Raw genomic sequence first — 21,170 nt, 5'->3', positions numbered from 1 at the left:
CGGGAGTTGTTTGGTGATGAACGTCCGGTTCGACAAGCGGCGTCATCCGGAGGGTCAACCCGAGACGCACGGACGACTTATCTCGCAACCAAAAGTATGGTTCGATCCGCCGAAAGTCCCGGGGTCGCAAGGACCCCGGGACCGCCAGCTTGCCAGAAAACGTCTGACAAAAGTGCTAGAGGCTGTAAGCCTCCACTTCGGACAGCTGCCCGGCGGGCCAGCCGCTGTTGGCGGTGACGGTGATCCGCAGGTACCGGACGTTCACCGCCGGGAACGACAGGATCGCGGTGTTGCCGGTCGCCGGGTCGAAGGTGACGGTGATCGAGGAGCGGAGCACCGCGCCGGTCGAGCCGTCGGTCACCGTGACCGTCTGGGTGCGCGTCGCCCACGCCGTCGACGGGGGCAGCCGCAGCGTGACCTTGCCGACCGGCTGCGTCGAGCCGAGGTCGACCTGCACCCATTGCGGGAAGGCGTTGTTGACGCTCTCCCAGTACGTGTTGGCGTTGCCGTCCACGACGTTGCCTGAGCCGTAGTTCTGCGTGTTCGACGACTGTGTGGTCGGCCGGCCCAGCGCCAGGTTCTGCCCGCTCGCCGAGGCGCCCTGCCCGGACAGCACGACGCTGAGCGGGGTGCCACCGTAGTTGACGGTCAGCGAACCGGTCCGCGTGCCGGTCACGGCCGGCCGGAACGTCACGCTGACGGTGCAGCTCGCCCCGACCGCGATCGTCGTGCCGCACGTGTTCGTCTGCGAGTAGTCGCCGGCGACGCTGACCCCGGAGACGTTCGCCGCCGCGGTACCGGTGTTGGTGACCGTGACGTTCTGCGCGCCGCTGTACGAGCCGACCGTGGTGGCCGCGAAGTTCAGCGTGGTGGGGTTCGCGGTCAGCGCCGGGCTGCCCGTGGCCACGCCCTTGCCGGACAGTGCCACCCCCACCGACGTGCCGCCGTAGGCGACCGTCAGCGTCCCGGTGCGGGTACCGGCGGCGGTGGGATGGAACGTGACGGTGACGGTGCAGTTGGCCCCGGCCGCGATGACCGTCCCGCAGGTGGTGACGCGGGTGTAGTCGCCGGTGGCGGTGATCCCGGAGACCGTCGCCGGTCCGGAGCCCGTGTTGGTGACCAGCACCGTCTGCCAGTCGCTGTTGTCGTTGACCGCGGTGTCCTCGAACGACAGTGCCGTCGGGTTCAGCGTGAGCGTCGCGGGTCCGCCGCCCGTGCCGTACACCTCGAAGCCCGACAGCTGTCCGGCGGGCCATCCGGTGTTGCCGGTGATCTGCAGCCGCAGGTAGCGCACCGAGCCGGTGACCGGGATGTCGGCGGTGTTGCCGGTCGCCGGGTCGAACGCGACGTCGGCCGCCGGGCGCAGCACCGCGCCGGAGGAACCGTCGAGGACGGCGATGGTCTGCCGCCGCGCGCCCCACGCGGCGGCCGGCGGGACCTTGACCGTCACCTTGCCGACCGCGACCGTCGAGCCGAGGTCGACCTGGATCCATTGCGGGAACGCGTTGTTGGCGCTCTCCCAGTAGGAGTTCGCGTCGGCGTCGACCGCGTTGGTCGCCGGGTAGCCGCCCTGCGCGCTGGACGAGGTCACCGGACGGCCGCCGGCCAGGTTGGTGGTCCCGGTGCTCGTCACGCCGGTCCCGGTCAGCTGCACGAGGATCGCGCCCTGCCCGTCGTCGCCGGTGATCGAGTACACCGCCGACTGCGCGCCCGCCGAGGCCGGGGTGAACGTGACGGTCTGGTGGATGACGTCACCGGGCGACAGCTGCTGCCCCTCGGACACCGGCGTGGTGGTGTTGAACGCCCCGACCGGCGGCGCCGCCTTCGTCAGCGTCAGCGCGATGTTGCCCGTGTTGGCGATGTCGAACGTCTGCGTCGCCGTCTGCCCGACCTGCACCTGCCCGAACGCGACCGGGTTCGGGGTGATCGTCAGGTGCGGTGCGCCGGTGACCGCGGTGCCGGTGACCGGGACGGTGACCGCGCCGGCGCTGCTGGTCACGATGAAGGAGCTGCTCTGGTTGCCCGCGGTGGTCGGCGTGTACCGCACGGACACGGACACCGACGCGCCCGCGGCGAGGGTCGTGCCGGTCGCGGGGACACCGGTGGCGGTGAACGGCGCGGCCGGCGGCGTGAAGCCCGTGATGGTCACCGCCGACGTGCCGGTGTTGGTGACGCTGACGCCGAGGGTCTTGTTGGCGCCGGTCGGCACGGTCCCGAACGACAGCGTCGACGGGGTCGCGCCGAGGCCGGGCCGGGTGCCGACGCCGTGCAGGTCGAACGGCACGGTCCCGGCGTTGGTGGTGAAGGTGAGGCTGCCGGTCGCGCCGCCGGTCGCGGTGGGCGTGAACCGCACCGGCACGGACAGGGTCTGCCCGGTCGTGAGGTTCACCGGCAGCGCCGGCGCGGTCGCGGCGAACGGCGCGCCGGTCGTGATCGCCGAGATGCTGACCGCGCGGGTGGCGGTCACGGTGACGGTGGCGTTGGCCGTACTGCCGACGCCGACGCTGCCGAAGTCGGTGGGGCTGCTCGTCAGGGCCGCCGTGGTGGGCCGGCCGAAGCCGATGACGTGGCCGTCGCGGGTGCCGATGAACACCCGGCCGCCGTCGGTCGCGGGGGTGATGAACTTGGTCGCGATCCCGATCGGCGCGCTGTAGCGCAGGTTGAGCCTGCCGTTGACGGGCAGCGCGTCGTAGGCGCGCAGCTGGCCGTTGGCGCCGTTGGACCCGTCGCTGTAGACGGCCCACACGATGGCGGATCCGGAGGTGGTACCGGTGGACGTCACGACCGGCGAGCCCGACGTGTAGCCGAACGTGGACGCGCTGGTCCCGGCCGAGGTGAGGACGGGCAGGCCGGCGCCGTTGACGCCGTACTTGAACGCGCGCAGGAAGCCCTGGTTCTCGACCTGGTAGACGTAGCCGCCGTCGCCGCCCCAGAACGCGGGATGTCCCCAGACGCCGTTGTACGGTCCGGCGGGCGGGCCGACGGACGCGTCGCCGCCGCCCGGCCCCTGCGCGTTGCCGCCCAGGTTGTCGCGGTTCAGCAGGTACACACGGCCGTCCTTGCCGGTCTGCACGAGCAGCCGAGGGTACGCGGCGGTGCCGAAGCCCGCGGGCAGCGCCATCGGGCCGCCGGAGCCGAAGTCGGTGTCGTCCTGGTCGAGGCGGCTGTTGTTGAACGGGCTGAAGAAGTCCTTCGCGGTGAGCGACCCGTCGCCGTTGACCTGCAGCCGGATGATCGACTCGGCGAGCGTGCCGGGCGGGCTGGTGCCGGGCCCGGGTGCGGGCGAGACGCCGTTGCCGGTGGACACGATGATCCGGCCGGGCCCGTCGGAGACGAGGCCGCCGCCGGACTGCCAGATGCCGGCCATGCCGTTGCTGCGCCCGGCCTCCGTCGACCACAACGTCGTCATCTGCGGCGTCGTGGTACGCACACCGGCGACGTACCCGACGTACGGGCCGTAGTCGCAGTGGCTGGCGAACCCGGCGTAGACGACGCCGTCGAGCAGCAGCAGGCCGGGGCGCTGCGCGGCGGTCTTCGCGTTGAACGTGTTGCCGGGGTCGTTGGTCGGCGACCCCTGGATCGTCACCGGCCAGCCGGCCCGCTCCACGCCGGTCGCGGGGTTGATCGAGTGCAGGTAGAAGTGCGGGTGGTCGGCGTCCGGGCCGTCGTTGACCTTGGCCATGAAGAACACCGAACCGGTCGCCGGGTCGTACACCGGGGTGCTGGTGACGCCGATGTTGGGCACCAGGTCGCCGCAGCCGATCGCCGACGCGGGCCACGCCGGCCCGACGCTGCGGGACCAGAGCACGGCGCCGGTGGCCGGGTTGAGCCCGTACACCCAGTTGTTCTCGGTGGCGGTGATCAGCGTGCCGGCGGCGACGATCGGCGTCGCGTACACCTGCCCGTTGACGGTGGCCGAGAACAGCTGGCCGAAGTCGGACGCGGAGACGGCCGACGGCGCGAGCCCCGGCTCGTTGCTGTCCCAGCCGGTCCGGAGGTTGTCGACGGAGATCGTGGTGGCGTCCGCCTGCGCGGGCGCGGGCACTGCGACGGCTGCGGTCAGCGTCAGCGCTGCCGGCAGGAGACGGGATAGGGCACGGCGCATGACACGCTCCTGGCGGGGAACGGCAACGATGAAGGATCGAACCGTAACTCTGCCGCCTCTTCACCGCAAGATGCTGACCGCACTTCGAAATTTTGCGACTAATCAAGCACTGATCCTGACCTGGTGACCGGCTATGACAACGTCGCCAGCATGTTCGGCGCGGTAGACGTGGTACCGGTACCCGGCCGTGACCTTGCCGCAGCGCTCCTCGGTCGGCGCCGTCTCGACCCGTACGTATCGAACGACCGACACGTCACCCCCGAGCACCGGCCGCCCGTCCGGCATCGGCTCCTGGTGCCCGCCGACGGCAAACGTGTCGCCGACCTCGGCGTGGTAGACCCCTCCGCCGACGAGCGGGACCGCGGGGCGCGGCATCTGCGCGTACGCCGTGATCTGCGCGGGACAGAGCCGGTAGGCGTTCCCCCACGCCACCACACCCGCACCCACGACCACCCCGGCAACGACGAGGACGACGACCAGCCGCTTCATGCCAGGTCCGACGCACCCCGCCGGCACCCCGGTTCCCCCAGCAACCGAACCGTGACCCACCCCCCCGCCCACCACAACCCATGATCCGGAAGACATTTCGTCGCCCTGACGACCAAAACTCTTCCGGATCATGGAAAAGGCGCGGCGGGAGGCACCGGGATGGCACGCGCATGCGTAGGAAGCTGCCGCGCGCCCCGCGCGCTGGCAGTGCGTCGCGGAGCGGCGCATTGGGGGGCTCCGGGGGTGAGAATCCCCCCGGCGGGACCCGCGCGGAGCGTGGGGCAGCGAGCCCATCGCCGCAGGCGACAGAGCGGGAAACAGCGGGAAACAGTACAGCTAGCGGGTTCCGTAGCGTTCGGCGGCTCGGGCTTTGGCCTTGGCGGCTTCGATCTTGCGGTCGCGTGGGGGTGTGTTGGTGACCAGGGAGCCGAGCAGCTCACGGGTCGCGGCGGCGACCGCGGCGACCGCCGCGTCGAAGGCCGCCTGGTTCGCCTGCGAGGGGCGGGTCATGCCGGCGACCTTGCGCACGTACTGGATGGCGGCGGCCTCGATCTCGTCCTCGGTCGCCGGCGGCTCGAAGTTGTTCAGTACCCGGATGTTCCTGCACATGCCTCCACCTTGCCAGGTCGGCCGCCCGCCGTCAGGCCCGCCAGGGTCGCGGCCACCTCAGGAGGCGACGGCAGCGCGGCGATCTCGTCGCGGATCCGGCCGGCGCGGCGGGTGACGGCGGTGTCGGCGAGCAGCGCGCGGACGGCGACGCGGACCGCTGCCGGGGACCGGTCGGCGAAGGCGACGCCGCGTGCGACACCGGCGGCCGTGAGCCGGTCGGCGATGCTGAACTGGTCGCACATCTGCGGCAGTACCAGCTGAGGACGGCCCGCGCCGAGGGCGGCCATGGAGCTGCCGGACCCCCCGTGGTGCACGAACAGGTCGCAGGTGGGCAGGAGCGCGTGGTGCGGCAGCCAGCCGGCGCGTCGGGCGTTGGGCGGCAGGTCCTCGATGCCGTGCACGCCGGCGCCGCTGACGACGACCTCCACGTCGAGGTCGCGCATCCCTTCGACGGCGGCGGTGAGGCCGTCGACGCCCTCGGGGATCGGCACGGTGCCCATGGAGACGCAGACCCGGGGGCGCACGCGCGGCGCGAACAGCCATTCCGGCAGTGTGCTGGCGCTGTTGTACGGGATGTACCGCATGGCCAGCCCGGGGACCGCGTCGGGCAGGCGCAGCGAGGGCGGGCACGTGTCGACGGTCGCCAGGGGCGCGTCGGTCGGCTGCGAGACGCCCAGGACGTCGCCGAGGCGCAGGAGCCGGTCGGCGATGTCGGCGAGCGCGGCGCGGTGCACGCCGGGCGGGACCGGGAGCCCCCAGTGGTGCAGGACCCACGGGATGCCCAGGAGCGTGGCGGCGAGGGGCGCGGCGTATTCGACGGGTTCGGTGACGATGAGGTCGGGGCGCCAGGCGCGGGCGAGGGCGACGACGTCGGGGCCGGTGTGTTCGGCGATGGCGGCGAAGACGGTGAGGTCGAGGGTGTCGTTGCCGCCGAGGCGCAGGTTCGGCGGCCACAGCTCGAAGAACGACGCGTCGCCGCCGATGACGGCGTGGCTGAGCCCGGCGCGGCGGATCTGCTGCCCCATGGATCGGGGCGCGGCGACGAGCACGTCGTGCCCGCGCAGGTGCATCGCCCAGGCCAGGGGGACCAGCGCGTACAGGTGGCCGGGCGCCGGGTTGATGGTGAACAGCACCCGCATCAGGCGGCCTCGCAATCAACGACGGGCAGGTCTTCGATGCCGCGCAGCATGGTGCCGGGCGCGCGGAACGTGGGCGGGCCGGCGAGGCGCAGGCCGGGGAATCGGCGCAGCAGCATCGGGAACAGCACCTGCGCGTGCGTGCGGGCGAGGGCGGAGCCCGGGCAGTAGTGCCGTCCGGTGCCGAACGACAGCGGCGGCCTTGTGGTGCGCCGGGCGATCCGGAACGTGTCGGGGTCGTCGGTGAACGCGGGGTCGCGGTTCGCGGCGCCGAGGATGCCGAGCAGGGCGGTGCCGGGCGCGACGGGCACGCCGCCGAACTCGCACGCCACGGTCGCGATCCGGACGGCGACCTGCACGGGCGGGTCGTAGCGCAGGATCTCCTCGACGGCGCGTTCGGCGGTGGCGGGGTCCCGGCGCAGCGTGTCCGCCTGGTCGGGGTGGGTCAGCAGGAGCCGGGCGCCGAGGGTGATGAGGCTCGCCGGGGAGTCGTAGGCGGCGCCGAACAGCAGCGCGAGGTCGCCCTGGTACTGCTCGCCGCCGTCCGGCCGGTGCGCCCGGACCAGGCCCAGCAGGCCGTCGTCGGCGAAGCGCTCCAGGACGGAGATGATGGTCTCGCCGGCGGCCGCCATGGCGGTGCGCTGCCGGGGCGTCATGAAGGGCTCGAACGCTGCGCTGCCGGCCCGGGCGGCGGCGCCGAGCCGCAGCGCGTCGGCGTCCGGGATGCCGAGGAGGCGCCCGGTGACCAGCGACGCGAACGGCACGGCGACGGCCTCGGCGAGGTTGACCACCGCTCCCCCGGCGAGCCGTGCCGCGAAGCCGTCCAGTACCGACGTGGCGACGGCGACCACGTCGGCGTGCTGGACCGGGCAGCGGCGCGGGGTGAGCCGCCGGGCGAGGGCGGTGCGCAGCGGCAGGTGCGCCGGCCCTTCCCGCCAGCCGAACGACTGGTAGAGGCAGCGGACCAGCCGGTGGTCGCGCCAGGTCGGGGTGAGCAGCTCCGGGGCCTCGCCGGCGCTGACGAAGGCGGCGTCCTGCAGGAGGCGGGCGCAGTCGGCGTACCGGGTGAGCACCACCGCCTCCGCCTTGCCGGGCAGTTGCACGGGCAGGACGGGGGTCGCCCCGCGCAGCCGCCGGTAGGCCGGGTACGGGTCGGCGTGCGCGGCCGGCCGCACCAGGTCGACGAACGTCCGCAGGGCCCGCCGCCGGTCGGTCTCCGCCCAGAAGCGCAGCAGCGCGTCGGCGGTCGGGCCGGGCCGCTCCAGGTTGGGGCTGTGCGCGGCGCCGTCGATGACGGCCAGGGACGCGCCGGAGCGTTCGGCGTAGCCGGCGAACTCCGTCGCGGACCACAGCTTGCGGTCCCGGTGGCCGTGCATGACCAGCAGCGGCAGCCGGGTGGCGCGCAGTCCTTCGGCCCGGTCGGTCTCCCCCGCGAGGGACGCGAGGGCGCCGTGGACGAACGCGGGGCGCATCAGCCGCAGCCGGGTCCGCCAGAACTCGCGCCGGGCGACGTCGTCCTCGGGGATGAGCCGCCGTACGACCGGCCACATCACGGCGTTGCCCTGCAGCGACAGCGTGTGGTCGAAGCCGCCGAGGATCTTGCGGTGTTTCGGGCTGTCCATGCCGGGGCCGCTGCCGATGAGCGCGGCGGACCCGAGGCGGTCCGGTTCGGCGAGGGCGGCGGCGCGGACCACGAACCCGCCGTAGGAGTGGCCGACGACGTGCGGCTTCTCGGCGCCGGGAGCGTCCAGGGCGCCCAGGGCGTCCAGGACGGCGATCAGGTCCCGCGCGTGCCGTTGGATCGAGTGGTCGCCGTCGTCGCAGGCGCCGTAGTGGCCGCGGTAGTCGTACGCGTAGGCGCGGTACCCGGCGGCGGCCAGGGCCGGCAGCAGCGGCAGGAAGTCCTCCTTCGAGCCGATCAGGCCCGGGCACAGCACGACGGGGACCCCGGTGTCGGCGGCCGGTGGCGGCAGGGCGCGCAGCGCGGCGACGGAGCCGCGGGCGGTCTCCAGTACGTCGTCACATACCGTGGTCACCGCACTACAATACGGCGCATTCCGGACAGAACGGACGTTACACGCCGATGAGTGTCCAGGCCCGTGAACCGCCGCGGACCCCGGCCTGGTTCGGCACCAGGCGCACGTCGTCGGGCATCGGCACGACCAGGCGTTCCGCGTTGCCGCCGCCGAGGTACAGCCGGTCCCAGCGGAACACGGGCCGCAGCCCGTCGACGATCCTCAGCACCCGCCGCGACCAGCGCCGGTCACCGAGCCGGCGGCGCTCCAGCTCGCCGAGGAAGTCGTCGTAGGTGCGCCCCTTCGAGTACGGCGCGTGCGACAGCTCCAGGTGCGGGGCGAGCCGCCCGTCGTCGAACAGCGCGCTGCCCAGCCCGGTGCCGAGGGTGAGCACCAGCTCCAGGCCGCTGCCCTCGACCAGGGCGGCACCGTGCACCTCGGCGTCGTTGAGCACCAGGACCGGCCGGTCGAAGGCGCGCTCGAGGTCGGCGCGGGCGTCGAAGCCCTTCCACAGGGCGAACAGCTCCGGGTCGACCGGGGTGTGCGGGCCGGCCTCGTTGACGTAGTGCGGGGTCGCGACGACGACACCGTGCCGGATCATCCCCGGCAGGCCGACCGTGACCCGGTCCGCGGCCGGCAGCCCCGCCGCGATGTCCAGCAGCGCCGTGACGAGGCGGGCCGGTGGCAGCGGGTACGGCGTCGGCACCCGCACCGGCTCGCAGCACAGCGTGTCGGTGTCGTCGACCACGGCGGCCTTGAGCCCGCCACCACCGCAGTCGACCGTCAGCGTCGTCACCATCTGCAGGATTCTGCCCCTCCGCGATCCGGCCCGCCCAGGCGATGCCCTGCCCGGAGCGTTTGACAACCCTCCGCACCTCATTTTCCATTGAATGCGAGGAATCTTTTGCCGGACCACGCGCAGCGGGACCACGCAGAGGGGGAATCACCATGCGAACGCTGACGACGACCCGCACACCCCTTCGGGTCAGCCTCTTCGGGGGCGGCACCGACCTCCCGGACCACTACCGGGCGCACGGCGGGAAGGTGCTCAGCCTCACCATCGACAAGTTCGTCTACGTGACCGTCCGCGCCCGCTGGGACGGCGCGATCGGCCTGAGCTGGAGCGACACCCTCGCCGGTGACCCGTGCGAGGTCGAGCACCCGGTCGTCCGGGCCGCGCTGGAGGCCACCGGGGTGACCGGCGGCTGCGACATCGCCAGCATGTCCGACGTACCGCCGGGCGGCAGCGGCCTCGGCACGTCCAGCGCGTTCGCCGTCGGGCTGCTGCACGCCCTGTACACGGCGACGGACCGCATCGCCGACCCGGCCGGGCTCGCCGACCTCGCCTGCCGGGTGGAGTCCGGGCGGCCCGGCAAGCAGGACCCGTACGCCGTCGCGGTCGGCGGCTGCAACGAGTACGCGTTCCACCCCGACGAGCGGGTGTCGATCACGGGGGTACCGGTGCCGGACGCCGGACTGGAGGAGCTGGCCCGGCACGCGCTGGTCTTCGCCACCGGCCGGCCGCCCGGCCCGGGGTGCGCCGGCGAGGTGCCGTGCCCCGCGGACCTGGTGGAGCTCGGCCGGGACAGGCTCCTCGCCGGGGACATCGCGGGCGTCGGGGCGCTGCTGCACGACGGCTGGCGACCCGGCGACCTCGACGCCCGCTACGCCGCGGCGCTGCGGGCCGGCGCGTACGGCGGCAAACGGCTCGGCCGCTCGCTGCTGCTGCTCGCGCCGCCGCACACGCACGAGGCGGTGTCCGCCGCCCTGCCGGGACTGCGCAGGATGCCGGTGCGGTTCGTGCCGACCGGCTCCCACGTCGTGACGTCCATCCGCTGAACGCTAGGCGGGCACCTTCGGCAGCCGGGCGACGGAGGCGGCGAGCGCCTCGTCGGACAGCTCGCGGTCCTCCATCCCGCCGGCCAGGTAGCGGCCGTACGCGGGCAGGTCGAGGTGCCCGTGCCCGCACAGCGCGGTCAGGATCACCTTCTCCTCGCCGGTCTCCTTGCAGCGCAGCGCCTCCTCGACGCAGGCGGCGAGGGCGTGGGTCGGCTCGGGCGCGGGGACGATGCCCTCGGTGCGGGCGAAGCGGACCCCCGCCTCGAAGCACTCCCGCTGGGTCTTGCTGACCGCCTCGATCAGGCCCAGCTCGTACACGTGCGAGATGAGCGGCGCCATGCCGTGGTACCGCAGGCCGCCGGCGTGGATCGGGTCGGGGATGAAGTCCCGGCCGAGCGTGTGCATCTTCATCAGCGGCGTCATCCCGGCGGTGTCGCCGAAGTCGTAGGCGTAGACGCCCTTCGTCAGCGACGGGCACGCGGCCGGCTCGACGGCCCGGATCACCGGCGCCATCCGCCCGGCGAGCTTCTCACGCAGGAACGGGAAGGCGAGGCCGGCGAAGTTGGAGCCGCCGCCGGTACACCCGACGATGACATCGGGCGTGGCGCCGACCTTGGCCAGCTGCAGCAGCGCCTCCTCCCCGATGATCGTCTGGTGCAGCAGCACGTGGTTGAGCACGCTGCCGAGCGCGTAGTTCGTGTCGGGCCGGCCCGCCGCGACCTCGACGGCCTCGCTGATCGCGATCCCCAGCGACCCCGGGCTGTCCGGGTCCGTGGCGAGAATGCGCCGCCCCGCCTCCGTGCGGTCCGACGGCGACGGGTGGATGGTCCCGCCGAACGTCTCGATCATCATCTTGCGGTACGGCTTCTGGTCGTAGGAGGCTCGGACCTGCCAGATCTCGACGTCGAGCCCGAACTGCGCCCCCGCGAACGCCAGCGCGGTCCCCCACTGCCCCGCCCCGGTCTCGGTGGTCAGCCTGCGGATCCCCGCGGCGGCGTTGTAGTAGGCCTGCGGCACGGCGGTGTTCGGCTTGTGCGACCCGGCCGGCGACACCCCCTCGTACTTGTAGTAGATCTTCGCCGGCGTCCCGAGCGCCTTCTCCAGCCGGTGCGCGCGGAACAGCGGCGACGGCCGCCAGAGCCGGTAGACCTCGAGCACCTCCTCGGGGATGTCGACGTACCGCTCCTGCGTCACCTCCTGCTCGATCAGCGCCATCGGAAACAGCGGCGCCAGGTCCTGCGGCCCGACCGGCTCCAGCGTCCCCGGGTGCAGCACCGGCGGCGGCCCCACCGGCAGATCGGCCATGATGTTGTACCAGCGACGCGGCATCTCGCCCTCGTCCAGCATGATCTTCGTCGCGCTCATGCCGTCGAAGCTAACCGCCAGATTTCGGCCCGGGTACCCCTTTCGCCCGGCCGTCACTCCGGAGGTTCGGGTCCGGGCGGGGACGGTCCGCGGCCACGAAACGTGGTGATAACGGGGCGGGTCTAGCGTGGTGTGCGCCGTTGGGAGGTGGCGCATGGCTGGAGCACGTCGCCGGTCGGTGCTGCTGGCGCGGTTGGCGGGGAGGCCGGCCGGCAGTTCGCAGAGTGTCATCCTCGACGAGCTGCGGGCGTGCATCCTCGACGGGGAGGTGCCGCCCGGCTCGCCGATCCCCGTCGACGGGGTCGCCGCCGCGTTCGGGGTGAGCAGGATCCCGGTGCGGGAGGCGCTGATGACGCTCATCGGCGAGGGGCTGGTCGATCACCGGCCGCATCTGGGGTATCGGGTCGCGCAGCTGACCGCGGCCGAGTTCGGCGAGATCTACCTGGTCCGGGAGGCGCTGGAGACCGCCGCGCTGCGGGTCGCGGTGTCGCTCGCCGGGGCCGGCGACGACGAGCAGGCGCGGGCCGCGCACGCCGCCCTGGAGGACGCGGTCGCGGCCGGGGACCCGCGGGCGCACCACCGGGAGAGCCGCCGCTTCCACCTGGCGCTGATCCGGCCGTGCCGGATGCGGCGGCTGCTGCACATGCTCGGCACCGCGTGGAACATGACGGAGCCGCTGCGGCCGATGTCGCACCTCGGCGACGAGGACCGGTGGCTGCTGCACCGCGACCACGCCGGGATGCTGGAGGCGTTCGTCGACCGGGACACCGAGCGGCTGATCCGTGTCTGCGCCGAGCACCACCGGCGGCTGCAGACGGCGATCGCGCTGCTGCCCCAGCACACGGGACTGTTCGCGGAGCCTGACTGAGCAACAGATATATGTTTTCGAACATCGGCGTGAAACAGCGGCTTCCTAGCGTGAGCGGCAACGAGCCGCACTACCCAGGGAGTTGGGGATGGCCGACACAGTCGCACGCGCGCAGGATTCCGTCAGCACCGCAGGAGCGGCACCGGACGGGCCGCAGGATCTGGTCGAGGCCGCCGGCATGCCGGTCGGCTCCGGCGTCGTCAAACCCGGCTACGACCCGCGGCTCACCAACGAGGATCTCGCCCCGCTGCGGCAGCAGTCGTGGGGCTCCTACAACATCTTCGCGTTCTGGATGTCCGACGTGCACAGCGTCGGCGGGTACGTGACGGCCGGCAGCCTCTTCGCGCTCGGCCTGTCCAGCTGGCAGGTCCTCGTGTCGCTGGTCGTCGGCATCACGATCGTCTACTTCTTCTGCAACCTGGTCGCGAAGCCGAGCCAGGTGACGGGCGTGCCCTACCCGGTGATCAACCGGGTGGCGTTCGGGGTGCTGGGCGCCAACGTGCCGGCGATCATCCGCGGCGGTATCGCGGTCGCCTGGTACGGCATCCAGACGTACCTGGCCTCCGCCGCGCTCGACGTGGTGGTGCTGAAGCTGTTCCCGGGTCTCGCGCCGTACGCGGACGTGAACCAGTGGGGCTTCCTCGGGCTGCCGCTGCTCGGCTGGTGCTCCTACGCGCTGCTGTGGGTGCTGCAGGCGGCGGTGTTCTGGACCGGCATGGAGACGATCCGCAGGTTCATCGACTTCTGCGGTCCCGCCGTGTACGTCGTGATGATCGTCCTCGCCGGGTACCTCATCTGGAAGGCCGGCTGGGGCGAGATCGACCTGAACCTCGGCGAGGTCAAGTACACCGGGTTCGACGCGGTGCCGGTCATGCTCGGGGCGATCGCGCTGGTCGTGTCGTACTTCTCCGGGCCGATGCTCAACTTCGGGGACTTCTCCCGGTACGGGCGGTCCTTCGGCGCCGTCAAGAAGGGCAACTTCCTCGGGCTGCCGGTGAACTTCCTGGCGTTCTCGATCCTGGTCGTCGTCACGTCGTCGCTGACGATCCCGATCTTCGGGGAGCTCATCACCGACCCGGTCCAGACGGTCGCGAAGATCGACAGCACGTTCGCGATCGTGCTCGGCGCGCTGACGTTCACGATCGCCACCATCGGCATCAACATCGTGGCGAACTTCATCTCACCGGCGTTCGACTTCTCCAACGTCAGCCCGCAGCGGATCAGCTGGCGGATGGGCGGCATGATCGCCGCGGTCGGGTCGGTGCTCATCACGCCGTGGAACCTGTACAACAACCCCGACGTCATCCACTACACGCTCGAGGTCCTCGGCGCGGCGATCGGCCCGCTCTTCGGGGTGCTCATCGCCGACTACTACCTGATCCGCAGGCAGGTCGTCGACGTCGACGAGATGTTCACGATGGCGCCGTCGGGGCGGTACTTCTACAAGCGGGGCTACAACCCGCCGGCGATCGTCGCCACCGCCGTCGGCGCGGTCGTCGCGGTCGTGCCGGTGCTGTGGACCGGCGGGCCGGGCATGCACACCACCGCGCAGTACAGCTGGTTCATCGGCATGGCCCTCGGGTTCGCCGTCCACTACGCCCTGTCGAAGCGCGGCCGGGCCGCCTGACGCCATGCGGATCCTGGTCGTCAACCCGAACACCACGGCGGAGATGACCGCGAAGATCGAGTCGGGTGCCCGGGCCGTCGCCGGTCCGGGCACCCGCGTCGAGGCGGTCACGTCGAGCATGGGCCCGGCCTCCATCGAGAGCCACTACGACGAGGCGCTGAGCGTCCCCGGCATCCTCACCGCGATCCGTGACCACGACGCCGACGGGTACGTCATCGCCTGCTTCGGCGACCCGGGCCTGGACGCCGCCCGCGAGGTCGCCGGCGGCCCGGTCGTCGGGATCGCCGAGGCCGCCATGCACGCCGCCGCGCTGCTCGGCCGGGGGTTCAGCGTCGTCACCACCCTCGACCGCACCCGCGGCCGGGCGTGGGAGCTCGCCGGCCGGTACGTCGCCCCGGGCGTCTGCCGCGGGGTGCACGCCTGCGACATCCCGGTCCTGGAGCTCGACCGGGACCCGTCCGTCGCCGACCGGGTCACCGCCCTCGCCCGCACCGCCCTCGCCACCGACCGCTCCGACGTCATCGTGCTGGGCTGCGCCGGGATGGCCGACCTGCCGTCCGTGGTCGCCGAGCGGGTCGGCGTCCCGGTCGTCGACGGTGTCGCCGCCGCGACCGTGCTCGTGCAGTCCCTCGTCACGCTCGGCCTGCGCACGTCGAAGCGCGGCGAGTACGCGCCGCCGCCGCCGAAGCGGTACACCGGCGCGCTCGCCGCGTTCACCTCCGGGTTCACCTCGGCGTGACGCCCGGTCAGCGCGAGGTGCAGGTCACGGGTGGGGCGCCGGGGGTACCGGAGCCGATGAAGCCGAACGTGGCGGTGGCGCCGGGAGCGAGCGCGCCGTTCCAGGCGGCGTTGACGGCGGTGACGGCGGCACCCGTCTGCGTGACGGTCGCGCCCCAGGCCTGCGTGACCTGTTCGCCGCCGGTGTACGTGTAGCGCGCGGTCCACCCGGCGATCGGCGACGAGCCGCCGTTGCGGACGGTGACCTCGCCCTGGAAGCCGCCGGGCCACTGGCCGACCACCGCGTACGTGGCGGCGCAGCCCGGGATCGGCGGGACGCTGTCGGACGGGAGCACCGACCGGGACGGGGACGGCGACACCGACCGGGACGGCGACGGCGACACCGAGCGCGACGGGGACGGCGACACCGAGCGGGACGGGGACGCGGAGGGCTGGACGCCGTCGAGGGCGCGGATCACGGCTGGCAGCCAGCGGTCCGCCATCTTGCGGTCGCCGGAGCCGTTGGGGTGCACGCCGTCGCCGGTGTCCGCGGCGGTGCTGAAGCCCGTCCACTGGTCGACGACCGTGACCGGCGACGCGGCGGTCGTCTTGCCCGCCGCCCAGGCCGGGATGGCCGCGTTGAGGGCGACCACCCGGGCGGCGCACTCGGTGCAGCTGGCCGGGTTCATCGGGATGATCTGCGCGACCAGGACCCGCATGGCGGGGTTGCTCGCGCGCATCTGGTCGACGAGCTTGCCGTACGCGGCGAGGATCGTGTCGGTGGACCGGTTGCTCCACACGTCGTTCGTGCCGAAGTGCATGAGGACGACGTCGGGCCTGGTCGCCGACAGCCAGGCGGGCAGCTGGTTCTGGTCGGCGACCGCGGTGACGAGCGCGCCGCCGTGGCCCTCGCCGTCGCCGTCGTACGCCACCCCGCAGCCCTGCGGCGCCTGGGTGCCGACGAAGTCGATGTTGGTGTGCCCGCCCGCCTGCAGGTCGTTCCACAGCAGCGCCCGCCAGCAGCCCGGGTTGCCGGTGATCGAGTCGCCGAGGGGCATGATGCGCACCGCGGCCGCGGCGGCGGGACCGGCCGGCAGCGTCAGAAGCGTGGCCGCGCCGACGACGGCGGCGGTGAGGAGCGCGAGGAGGGTCCGCATCCGCGCAGTACAGCAGCGCCCTTCGACACCGCTCAATGCCGTGCGGAGACCCGGGACCGCCGCCGCAGGTCCCGGGATCGACGGGCGTGAAACCTACACGGCGCGCGCCGCCTGCGCACCGCCGGGACCGACCCCACCTGACGTGAGGCCGGTCCGGCGGACGGGTGGTCAGGAGGCGTACGCCTCGACCTCGTAGAGGCGGGCGGCGGTGTCGGTGTTGTTCGTCGGGGTGATGACGTTGACCCGCAGGTGGCGGATTCCGGCCGGGCCGAACGTCGTGGTGGTGACGTTGGCCGTGTTGCCGCGTACCTGGGACACGGTCGTCCAGGTGGTGCCGTCGACGCTGGTCTGCACGTCGAAGTCGCGGGTGTTGAACGCGGCGTTCTCCCCGCCGGCGCCGGCGTGCCGGATCACGACCCGGCCGACGCTCGACACGCCGCCGAGGTCGACCCGCCACCATTTCGACGCGCCGAGGGAGCACCACTTGTCGGCGTTGCCGCCGTTGACGGTCCCGTTGACGGCCTTCGCCGCACCCTCCGTCGCCGCGCACTGGCTGTCGGCGGTGGCAGTCTTGTTCAACGCCAGGTTCGTCGCCGGCGGCGTCGTACCACCGGTCAGCGCGAAGTCGTCCACGTCGAACAGCCCGCCCGCGCCGGTACCGACGAACACCAGGAACAACGCACCCGACCCCGCCGACAACGTGGTCGAGACGTCCACGAACGTGCCGTAGCCACCGGTGTTACCGACGTTCACCGAACCCAGCAACGGACCGGTCTGCGAACCCGACCGGATCTGGATGGTGCCGCCCGCGCCGCCGGACGCGACCCGCGCCGTGAAGCCGGTCTTGCCGGAGACGTTGACGCCCGCATAACCGACCCAGTCGCCGCCGTCGATGTAGCCGACGCGGTTCCCGCCGTGGGCCGCGCCGTCGCCGACGATCTGGACGCCGTTCTGGCTGCTGTACGACTCGGCCTCGACCCGGCCCGCCGGGGGCTGCGTGGTGCCGGGGCTGCAGTCGGCGGCCGCTTTCCCGCCGGCGTAGCGGATCCCGCCGAGCAGGTGGGCGCGGAACGCACTGTCCGAATAGGACTCCTGCGTGTGGCCGGCGCCGGTGTAGAACGACCGGCCGCTCTGGATCGTCTTGCACCACGCGAACGGGTGGTCCGTGCCCATCGTGCCGCCGCTGTACGTGGTCTCGTCGAGGGTGGCGAGGACGTGTGCGGTGGAGCGGGGGTTGGTGCGGTAGTTGTACAGCTCGTCGGTGCGGACCCAGGTGGCGCCGAGGTGCGCGGTCGCCGGGTGGGTGCGGTCCTCGATCTTCATCGTCGCCTGCTGGATCGCCGGGTGCGACGAGAACCAGGCGCCGACGAGGTCGCCGTAGAACGGCCAGTCGTACTCGGTGTCGGCGGCGGCGTGCACGCCGACGTATCCGCCGCCGCCGCGGATGTAGGACTCGAACGCGGTCTGCTGGGTCGCGTTGAGGACGTCGCCGGTGGTGCTGAGGAAGACGACGGCCTCGTACTGGGCGAGGTTCGCGGTCGTGAACGCTCCTGCGTCCTCGGTGGCGGTGACGGTGAAGCCGTTGGCGGCGCCGAGCTGCTGGACGGCGGTGATGCCGGCGGGGATCGAGTCGTGCCGGAAGCCGGCCGTCTTGGAGAAGACGAGCACGTCGAAGGCGGTGTCGGCGTAGGCGGGCACGGCGGCACCGGCGGTCAGCAGGGCCGTGACGGCGACGAGCGGGAGAAGCTTTCTCATGATGCGTAGACCTCTACCTCGTAGAGACGGGCGGCGGTGTCGGCGTTGCTGGTGGGTGCGATGACGTTGATCCGCACGTGGCGGACGCCGGTGGCGGTGAACGTGGAGGTGGTGACGTTGCCGGTGTTGCCGCGCACCTGGGACACGGTCGTCCAGGTGGTGCCGTCGACGCTGGTCTGCACGTCGAAGTCGCGGGTGTTGAACGCGGCGTTCTCCCCGCCGGCGCCGGCGTGCCGGATCACGACCCGGCCGACATTGGACACGCCGCCGAGGTCGACCCGCCACCATTTCGACGCGCCGAGGGAGCACCACTTGTCGGCGTTGCCGCCGTTGACGGTCCCGTTGACGGCCTTCGCCGCACCCTCCGTCGCCGCGCACTGGCTGTCGGCGGTCGCCGTCTTGTTCAACGCCAGGTTCGTCGCCGGCGGCGTCGTACCACCGGTCAGCGCGAAGTCGTCCACGTCGAACAGCCCGCCCGCGCCGGTACCGACGAACACCAGGAACAACGCACCCGACCCCGCCGACAACGTGGTCGAGACGTCCACGAACGTGCCGTAGCCACCGGTGTTACCGACGTTCACCGAACCCAGCAACGGCCCCGTCTGCGAACCCGACCGGATCTGGATGGTGCCGCCACTGCCACCCGACGCGACCCGCGCCGTGAAGCCGGTCTTGCCGGAGACGTTCACCCCCGCATAACCAACCCAGTCGCCGCCGTCGATGTAGCCGACGCGGTTCCCGCCGTGCGCGGTGCCGTCGGCGACCACCTGGACGCCGCTCTGCGAGGTGTACGACTCGGCCTCGACCCGGCCGGTCGGGGGCTGGGTGGTGCCGGTGTCGATCGTGAACGCGTCCACGTCGAACAGGGCGCCGGCGCCGCCGGTGAAGACGAGGTACAGCTGGCCGGTGGTGGCGGGCGCGCCGGAGACGGTGCCGGTGACGTTGACGAACGTGTCCCAGCTGCCGGTCGCGGGGACGGTGGTGGAGCCGACGAGGGTGCCGGTCGGCGAGCCGGTCCGCAGCGACAGGGTGCCGCCCGCCCCGCCGGAGGAGACCCGGGCGGTGAACGAGGTGGCGTTGTTCAGCCGGTACGGGCTGAACGCGATCCAGTCGCCGTTCTCGATCTGCCCGACGGTCTTGCCGCCCTCGGCGCCGGCCTTGTCGAACGTCTGCACACCCTGCTGGGTCGCGAAGTGCTCGGCCTGGCGGTGCCGCGGCTGGAGGGTGTGCTGGGTGTGGGTGGTGAGGCCGCCGTTGTCGGTGTACTCGGCGTCGAACACGGCGAAGATGTTCGCGGCCGCGTCGTGCTCACCGTCCAGCGGGATGGTGATCGAGCCGGAGCAGCCGGTCCGGGACGTGATCTGGTGACCGTGGGTGTCGTGGCCGAGGATGTACGTCATCCGGACCCGCCCGCAGTCGATCGTGCCGTCCTCCGGGTCGGTGACCGTGATCTGGTAGGGCACGGTGTCGCCGAACGAGACCAGGGAACCGTTCGCGGGACTGACGATCCGGACGGTGGGCACGGTGTTGCCCACGGAGATCCGCACGCTGGCGCTGCCGGTCGCGCCCTGCGGGTCGCGGACGGTGAGGGTGGCCGTGTACGTGCCGGCCGTCGTGTAGGTCTTCGCCGGGTTGGCGGCGGTGGAGGTGGTGCCGTCGCCGAACGCCCACGCGTAGGTGATGGCCTGGCCCTCGGGGTCGTTGCTGCCGGCCGAGCTGAAGTTCACCGTCAGCGGCGCGGGACCGGACGTGGGGTTGGCGCCGGCGACCGCGACGGGTGCCCGGTTGCCGCCGCCGGTGTACTCGATGCGGTACAGGGCGGAGTTGGCGTCGCCGTTGCCGAACCCGGCGCCGTAGTCCAGGACGTACAGGGCGCCGTCGGGCCCGAACGCCTGGTCCATGATCTGCATGCCGGTCCACGGGAAGTTGGCGATGGCGCCGGGTGAGCCGTCGCCGTTGACGTCGATCGCCTTGATCCAGCGGCGGCCGAACTCGCCGGCGAAGAAGTGCCCGTCGAGGTCCGCGGGGAACTTGACCGCCGAGGGGTTCGCGGCGTCGTAGCGGTACACCGGCCCGGCCATCGGCGACTCGGAGCCGCTGCCGAACTCGGGCGGGCTGCCGGCGTCACCGGCGTAGCGGATCCAGGCGGGTTTCGCGGCCGGCAGCGTGCCCTGCCCGGTGTTGCGGAACGAGTTGTTCGTGGGCCCGCCCGCGCAGTTGTACTTCGGCCCGGTGCTGTTGGACGCGAAGTTCCACTCGTTGTAGGTCTCCGACGCGGTGTTGGTGCCGGTGCAGTACGGCCAGCCGTAGTTGCCCGGTGCCGTGATCCGGTCGAACTCGACCTGCCCGGACGGCCCCCGGTTGGGGTCGGTGGTGCCGGCGTCCGGGCCGTAGTCACCGACGTAGACGGCGCCGGTGGGCTTGTCGACGCTCATCCGGAAGGGGTTGCGCAGGCCCATCGCGTAGATCTCGGGGCGGGTGTTCGCGGTGCCCTGCGGGAACAGGTTCCCGCTCGGGATGCCGTACGACCCGTCGGCGTTGACCTTGATGCGCAGGATCTTGCCGCGCAGGTCGTTGGTGTTGGCCGCGGAGCGCTGCGCGTCGTAGGCGGGGTTGCGGTCGGTGCGCTCGTCGATCGGCGCGTAGCCGGCGGAGTCGAACGGGTTGGAGTCGTCGCCGGTGCTCAGGTACAGGTTGCCGGCGGCGTCGAAGTCGATGTCGCCGCCGACGTGGCAGCACATGCCGCGGTCGGTGCCGACCTCCAGGACGGTGCGCTCGCTGGCGGTGTTGAGCGTGTTGTCGGTGTTGAGGGTGAAGCGGGACAGCCGGTTGACGCCCTTCCACGCGGTCCAGTCGCTGCCGGTCGCGGGCGCGTCGCCGCCGGGGGTGTTCAGCGGCGGCGCGTAGTACAGGTAGATCTGCCGGTTGGTGGCGAAGCCCGGGTCGGCGGCGACCCCCTGGAGGCCCTCCTCGTCGTGGGTGTAGACGGGCAGCGAACCGATCACCGTGGTGGTCCCGGCGGCGTCGGTGCGGCGCAGCGTCCCGTTGCGCGCGGTGTGCAGCACGGACCGGTCCGGCAGCACCGCGATGGACATCGGCTCGCCGAGCTCGTTGATGCCCTTGGCGAGCTCGACCTGCTGGAAGAGGGCGGGGTTGATGGTGGTGTGCGCCTGGGCGGGCGCCGGCAGTGCGACGGCGGCGCCGCACATGAGCAGCGCCGCCGTGGCGAGTCGGGTCCTTCGGTGCATCGGCGGGTGTCCTTCCCGGGACGGGTCGGGTCACGCGATGCCGGGCACGCTGCGCCGCCGGCGCTGGCGGGCGCCGGACGGCTGACGGTCTTGAGCGCGGCCGGCGGCGGTGCGCGGGCCGCCGAAGCCCCACACATCCACGCGTCGCGATGGTTGGTGAGCCGACGTTACTAACTCAGCTCGATCGATGCAAGAAACCGACTCAAGTCTCGCAGGATTTGGACAGACTTTTGCTCACGC

14 protein-coding genes are annotated in these 21,170 nt (G+C 72.4%); 4 read left to right on the top strand and 10 right to left on the bottom strand.

Annotated elements, in window-relative coordinates:
• Nucleotides 1–175: 175 nt before the first annotated feature.
• The 6 genes from ACZ6TV_RS40540 to ACZ6TV_RS40515 form a co-directional block, all read right to left on the bottom strand.
• On the bottom strand, nucleotides 176–4,105 hold the full coding sequence (locus tag ACZ6TV_RS40540; protein ID WP_465304227.1) for a choice-of-anchor D domain-containing protein: 3,930 nt from the start codon (nucleotides 4,103–4,105) through the stop codon (nucleotides 176–178).
• A 102-nt stretch (nucleotides 4,106–4,207) separates the two neighbouring features.
• On the bottom strand, nucleotides 4,208–4,594 hold the full coding sequence (locus ACZ6TV_RS40535; protein WP_465304225.1) for a hypothetical protein: 387 nt from the start codon (nucleotides 4,592–4,594) through the stop codon (nucleotides 4,208–4,210).
• A gap of 336 nt (nucleotides 4,595–4,930) precedes the next feature.
• Nucleotides 4,931–5,203 (bottom strand): DUF2277 domain-containing protein, encoded by a 273-nt coding sequence (locus ACZ6TV_RS40530; protein ID WP_465304223.1) that lies wholly within the window; start codon nucleotides 5,201–5,203, stop codon nucleotides 4,931–4,933.
• The gene (locus ACZ6TV_RS40525) at nucleotides 5,179–6,342 is read right to left on the bottom strand and encodes a nucleotide disphospho-sugar-binding domain-containing protein (protein ID WP_465304221.1); all 1,164 of its coding nucleotides are present in this window, start codon (nucleotides 6,340–6,342) and stop codon (nucleotides 5,179–5,181) included. Before ACZ6TV_RS40525 ends, ACZ6TV_RS40530 begins: the two co-directional genes overlap by 25 nt.
• Nucleotides 6,342–8,375: an alpha/beta fold hydrolase gene (locus ACZ6TV_RS40520; protein WP_465304219.1), complete on the bottom strand. Its 2,034-nt coding sequence runs from the start codon at nucleotides 8,373–8,375 to the stop codon at nucleotides 6,342–6,344. Before ACZ6TV_RS40520 ends, ACZ6TV_RS40525 begins: the two co-directional genes overlap by 1 nt.
• A 37-nt stretch (nucleotides 8,376–8,412) precedes the next feature.
• Nucleotides 8,413–9,153, bottom strand: a complete 741-nt coding sequence (locus tag ACZ6TV_RS40515) for an ROK family protein (RefSeq protein ID WP_465304217.1) — start codon at nucleotides 9,151–9,153, stop codon at nucleotides 8,413–8,415.
• A 149-nt stretch (nucleotides 9,154–9,302) separates the two neighbouring features.
• Here ACZ6TV_RS40515 and ACZ6TV_RS40510 point away from each other — a divergent pair, with 149 nt between their 5' ends.
• A complete protein-coding gene (locus ACZ6TV_RS40510) occupies nucleotides 9,303–10,193 on the top strand; it encodes a GHMP family kinase ATP-binding protein (protein WP_465304216.1) in 891 nt (296 codons plus the stop codon).
• Nucleotides 10,194–10,196: 3 nt separating this feature from the next.
• Here the strand turns inward: ACZ6TV_RS40510 and ACZ6TV_RS40505 are convergent, their stop codons facing one another.
• Nucleotides 10,197–11,558, bottom strand: coding sequence for a TrpB-like pyridoxal phosphate-dependent enzyme (locus tag ACZ6TV_RS40505; protein WP_465304214.1), 1,362 nt, complete (start codon nucleotides 11,556–11,558; stop codon nucleotides 10,197–10,199).
• Nucleotides 11,559–11,712: 154 nt separating this feature from the next.
• Here ACZ6TV_RS40505 and ACZ6TV_RS40500 point away from each other — a divergent pair, with 154 nt between their 5' ends.
• The 3 genes from ACZ6TV_RS40500 (at nucleotide 11,713) to ACZ6TV_RS40490 (ending at nucleotide 14,792) form a co-directional block, all read left to right on the top strand.
• On the top strand, nucleotides 11,713–12,426 hold the full coding sequence (locus tag ACZ6TV_RS40500; protein WP_465304212.1) for a GntR family transcriptional regulator: 714 nt from the start codon (nucleotides 11,713–11,715) through the stop codon (nucleotides 12,424–12,426).
• A gap of 88 nt (nucleotides 12,427–12,514) precedes the next feature.
• A complete protein-coding gene (locus ACZ6TV_RS40495) occupies nucleotides 12,515–14,053 on the top strand; it encodes an NCS1 family nucleobase:cation symporter-1 (RefSeq protein WP_465304210.1) in 1,539 nt (512 codons plus the stop codon).
• A 4-nt stretch (nucleotides 14,054–14,057) separates the two neighbouring features.
• Nucleotides 14,058–14,792 (top strand): aspartate/glutamate racemase family protein, encoded by a 735-nt coding sequence (locus ACZ6TV_RS40490; protein WP_465304208.1) that lies wholly within the window; start codon nucleotides 14,058–14,060, stop codon nucleotides 14,790–14,792.
• Between the two features lie 7 nt (nucleotides 14,793–14,799).
• On the opposite strand, the gene ACZ6TV_RS40485 is transcribed toward ACZ6TV_RS40490, so the two are convergent.
• The 3 genes from ACZ6TV_RS40485 to ACZ6TV_RS40475 all read right to left on the bottom strand — a co-directional run bounded on the left by ACZ6TV_RS40485 (nucleotide 14,800) and on the right by ACZ6TV_RS40475 (nucleotide 20,930).
• Nucleotides 14,800–15,927 (bottom strand): cellulose binding domain-containing protein, encoded by a 1,128-nt coding sequence (locus tag ACZ6TV_RS40485; protein WP_465304206.1) that lies wholly within the window; start codon nucleotides 15,925–15,927, stop codon nucleotides 14,800–14,802.
• Nucleotides 15,928–16,095: 168 nt separating this feature from the next.
• Nucleotides 16,096–17,682, bottom strand: a complete 1,587-nt coding sequence (locus ACZ6TV_RS40480) for a ThuA domain-containing protein (protein WP_465304204.1) — start codon at nucleotides 17,680–17,682, stop codon at nucleotides 16,096–16,098.
• On the bottom strand, nucleotides 17,679–20,930 hold the full coding sequence (locus ACZ6TV_RS40475) for a carbohydrate-binding protein (protein WP_465304202.1): 3,252 nt from the start codon (nucleotides 20,928–20,930) through the stop codon (nucleotides 17,679–17,681). The genes ACZ6TV_RS40480 and ACZ6TV_RS40475 overlap by 4 nt, the downstream gene beginning before the upstream one ends.
• Nucleotides 20,931–21,170: the final 240 nt, after the last annotated feature.

The sequence above is a fragment of the Dactylosporangium sp. NPDC051087 genome, from assembly GCF_055586325.1.
Note: the sequence above shows the minus strand (reverse complement) of the source record. Positions and strands in the feature narration are given on the sequence as shown.

Excerpts from the sequence above, each read along its gene's own strand:
- ACZ6TV_RS40505 (WP_465304214.1), bottom strand. The coding sequence starts at position 11,558 with ATGAGCGCGACGAAGATCATGCTGGACGAGGGCGAGATGCCGCGTCGC.
- ACZ6TV_RS40535 (WP_465304225.1), bottom strand. The coding sequence starts at position 4,594 with ATGAAGCGGCTGGTCGTCGTCCTCGTCGTTGCCGGGGTGGTCGTGGGT.
- ACZ6TV_RS40475 (WP_465304202.1), bottom strand. The coding sequence starts at position 20,930 with ATGCACCGAAGGACCCGACTCGCCACGGCGGCGCTGCTCATGTGCGGC.
- ACZ6TV_RS40480 (WP_465304204.1), bottom strand. The coding sequence starts at position 17,682 with ATGAGAAAGCTTCTCCCGCTCGTCGCCGTCACGGCCCTGCTGACCGCC.
- ACZ6TV_RS40490 (WP_465304208.1), top strand. The coding sequence starts at position 14,058 with ATGCGGATCCTGGTCGTCAACCCGAACACCACGGCGGAGATGACCGCG.
- ACZ6TV_RS40485 (WP_465304206.1), bottom strand. The coding sequence starts at position 15,927 with ATGCGGACCCTCCTCGCGCTCCTCACCGCCGCCGTCGTCGGCGCGGCC.
- ACZ6TV_RS40530 (WP_465304223.1), bottom strand. The coding sequence starts at position 5,203 with ATGTGCAGGAACATCCGGGTACTGAACAACTTCGAGCCGCCGGCGACC.
- ACZ6TV_RS40540 (WP_465304227.1), bottom strand. The coding sequence starts at position 4,105 with ATGCGCCGTGCCCTATCCCGTCTCCTGCCGGCAGCGCTGACGCTGACC.
- ACZ6TV_RS40525 (WP_465304221.1), bottom strand. The coding sequence starts at position 6,342 with ATGCGGGTGCTGTTCACCATCAACCCGGCGCCCGGCCACCTGTACGCG.
- ACZ6TV_RS40515 (WP_465304217.1), bottom strand. The coding sequence starts at position 9,153 with ATGGTGACGACGCTGACGGTCGACTGCGGTGGTGGCGGGCTCAAGGCC.
- ACZ6TV_RS40495 (WP_465304210.1), top strand. The coding sequence starts at position 12,515 with ATGGCCGACACAGTCGCACGCGCGCAGGATTCCGTCAGCACCGCAGGA.
- ACZ6TV_RS40510 (WP_465304216.1), top strand. The coding sequence starts at position 9,303 with ATGCGAACGCTGACGACGACCCGCACACCCCTTCGGGTCAGCCTCTTC.
- ACZ6TV_RS40500 (WP_465304212.1), top strand. The coding sequence starts at position 11,713 with ATGGCTGGAGCACGTCGCCGGTCGGTGCTGCTGGCGCGGTTGGCGGGG.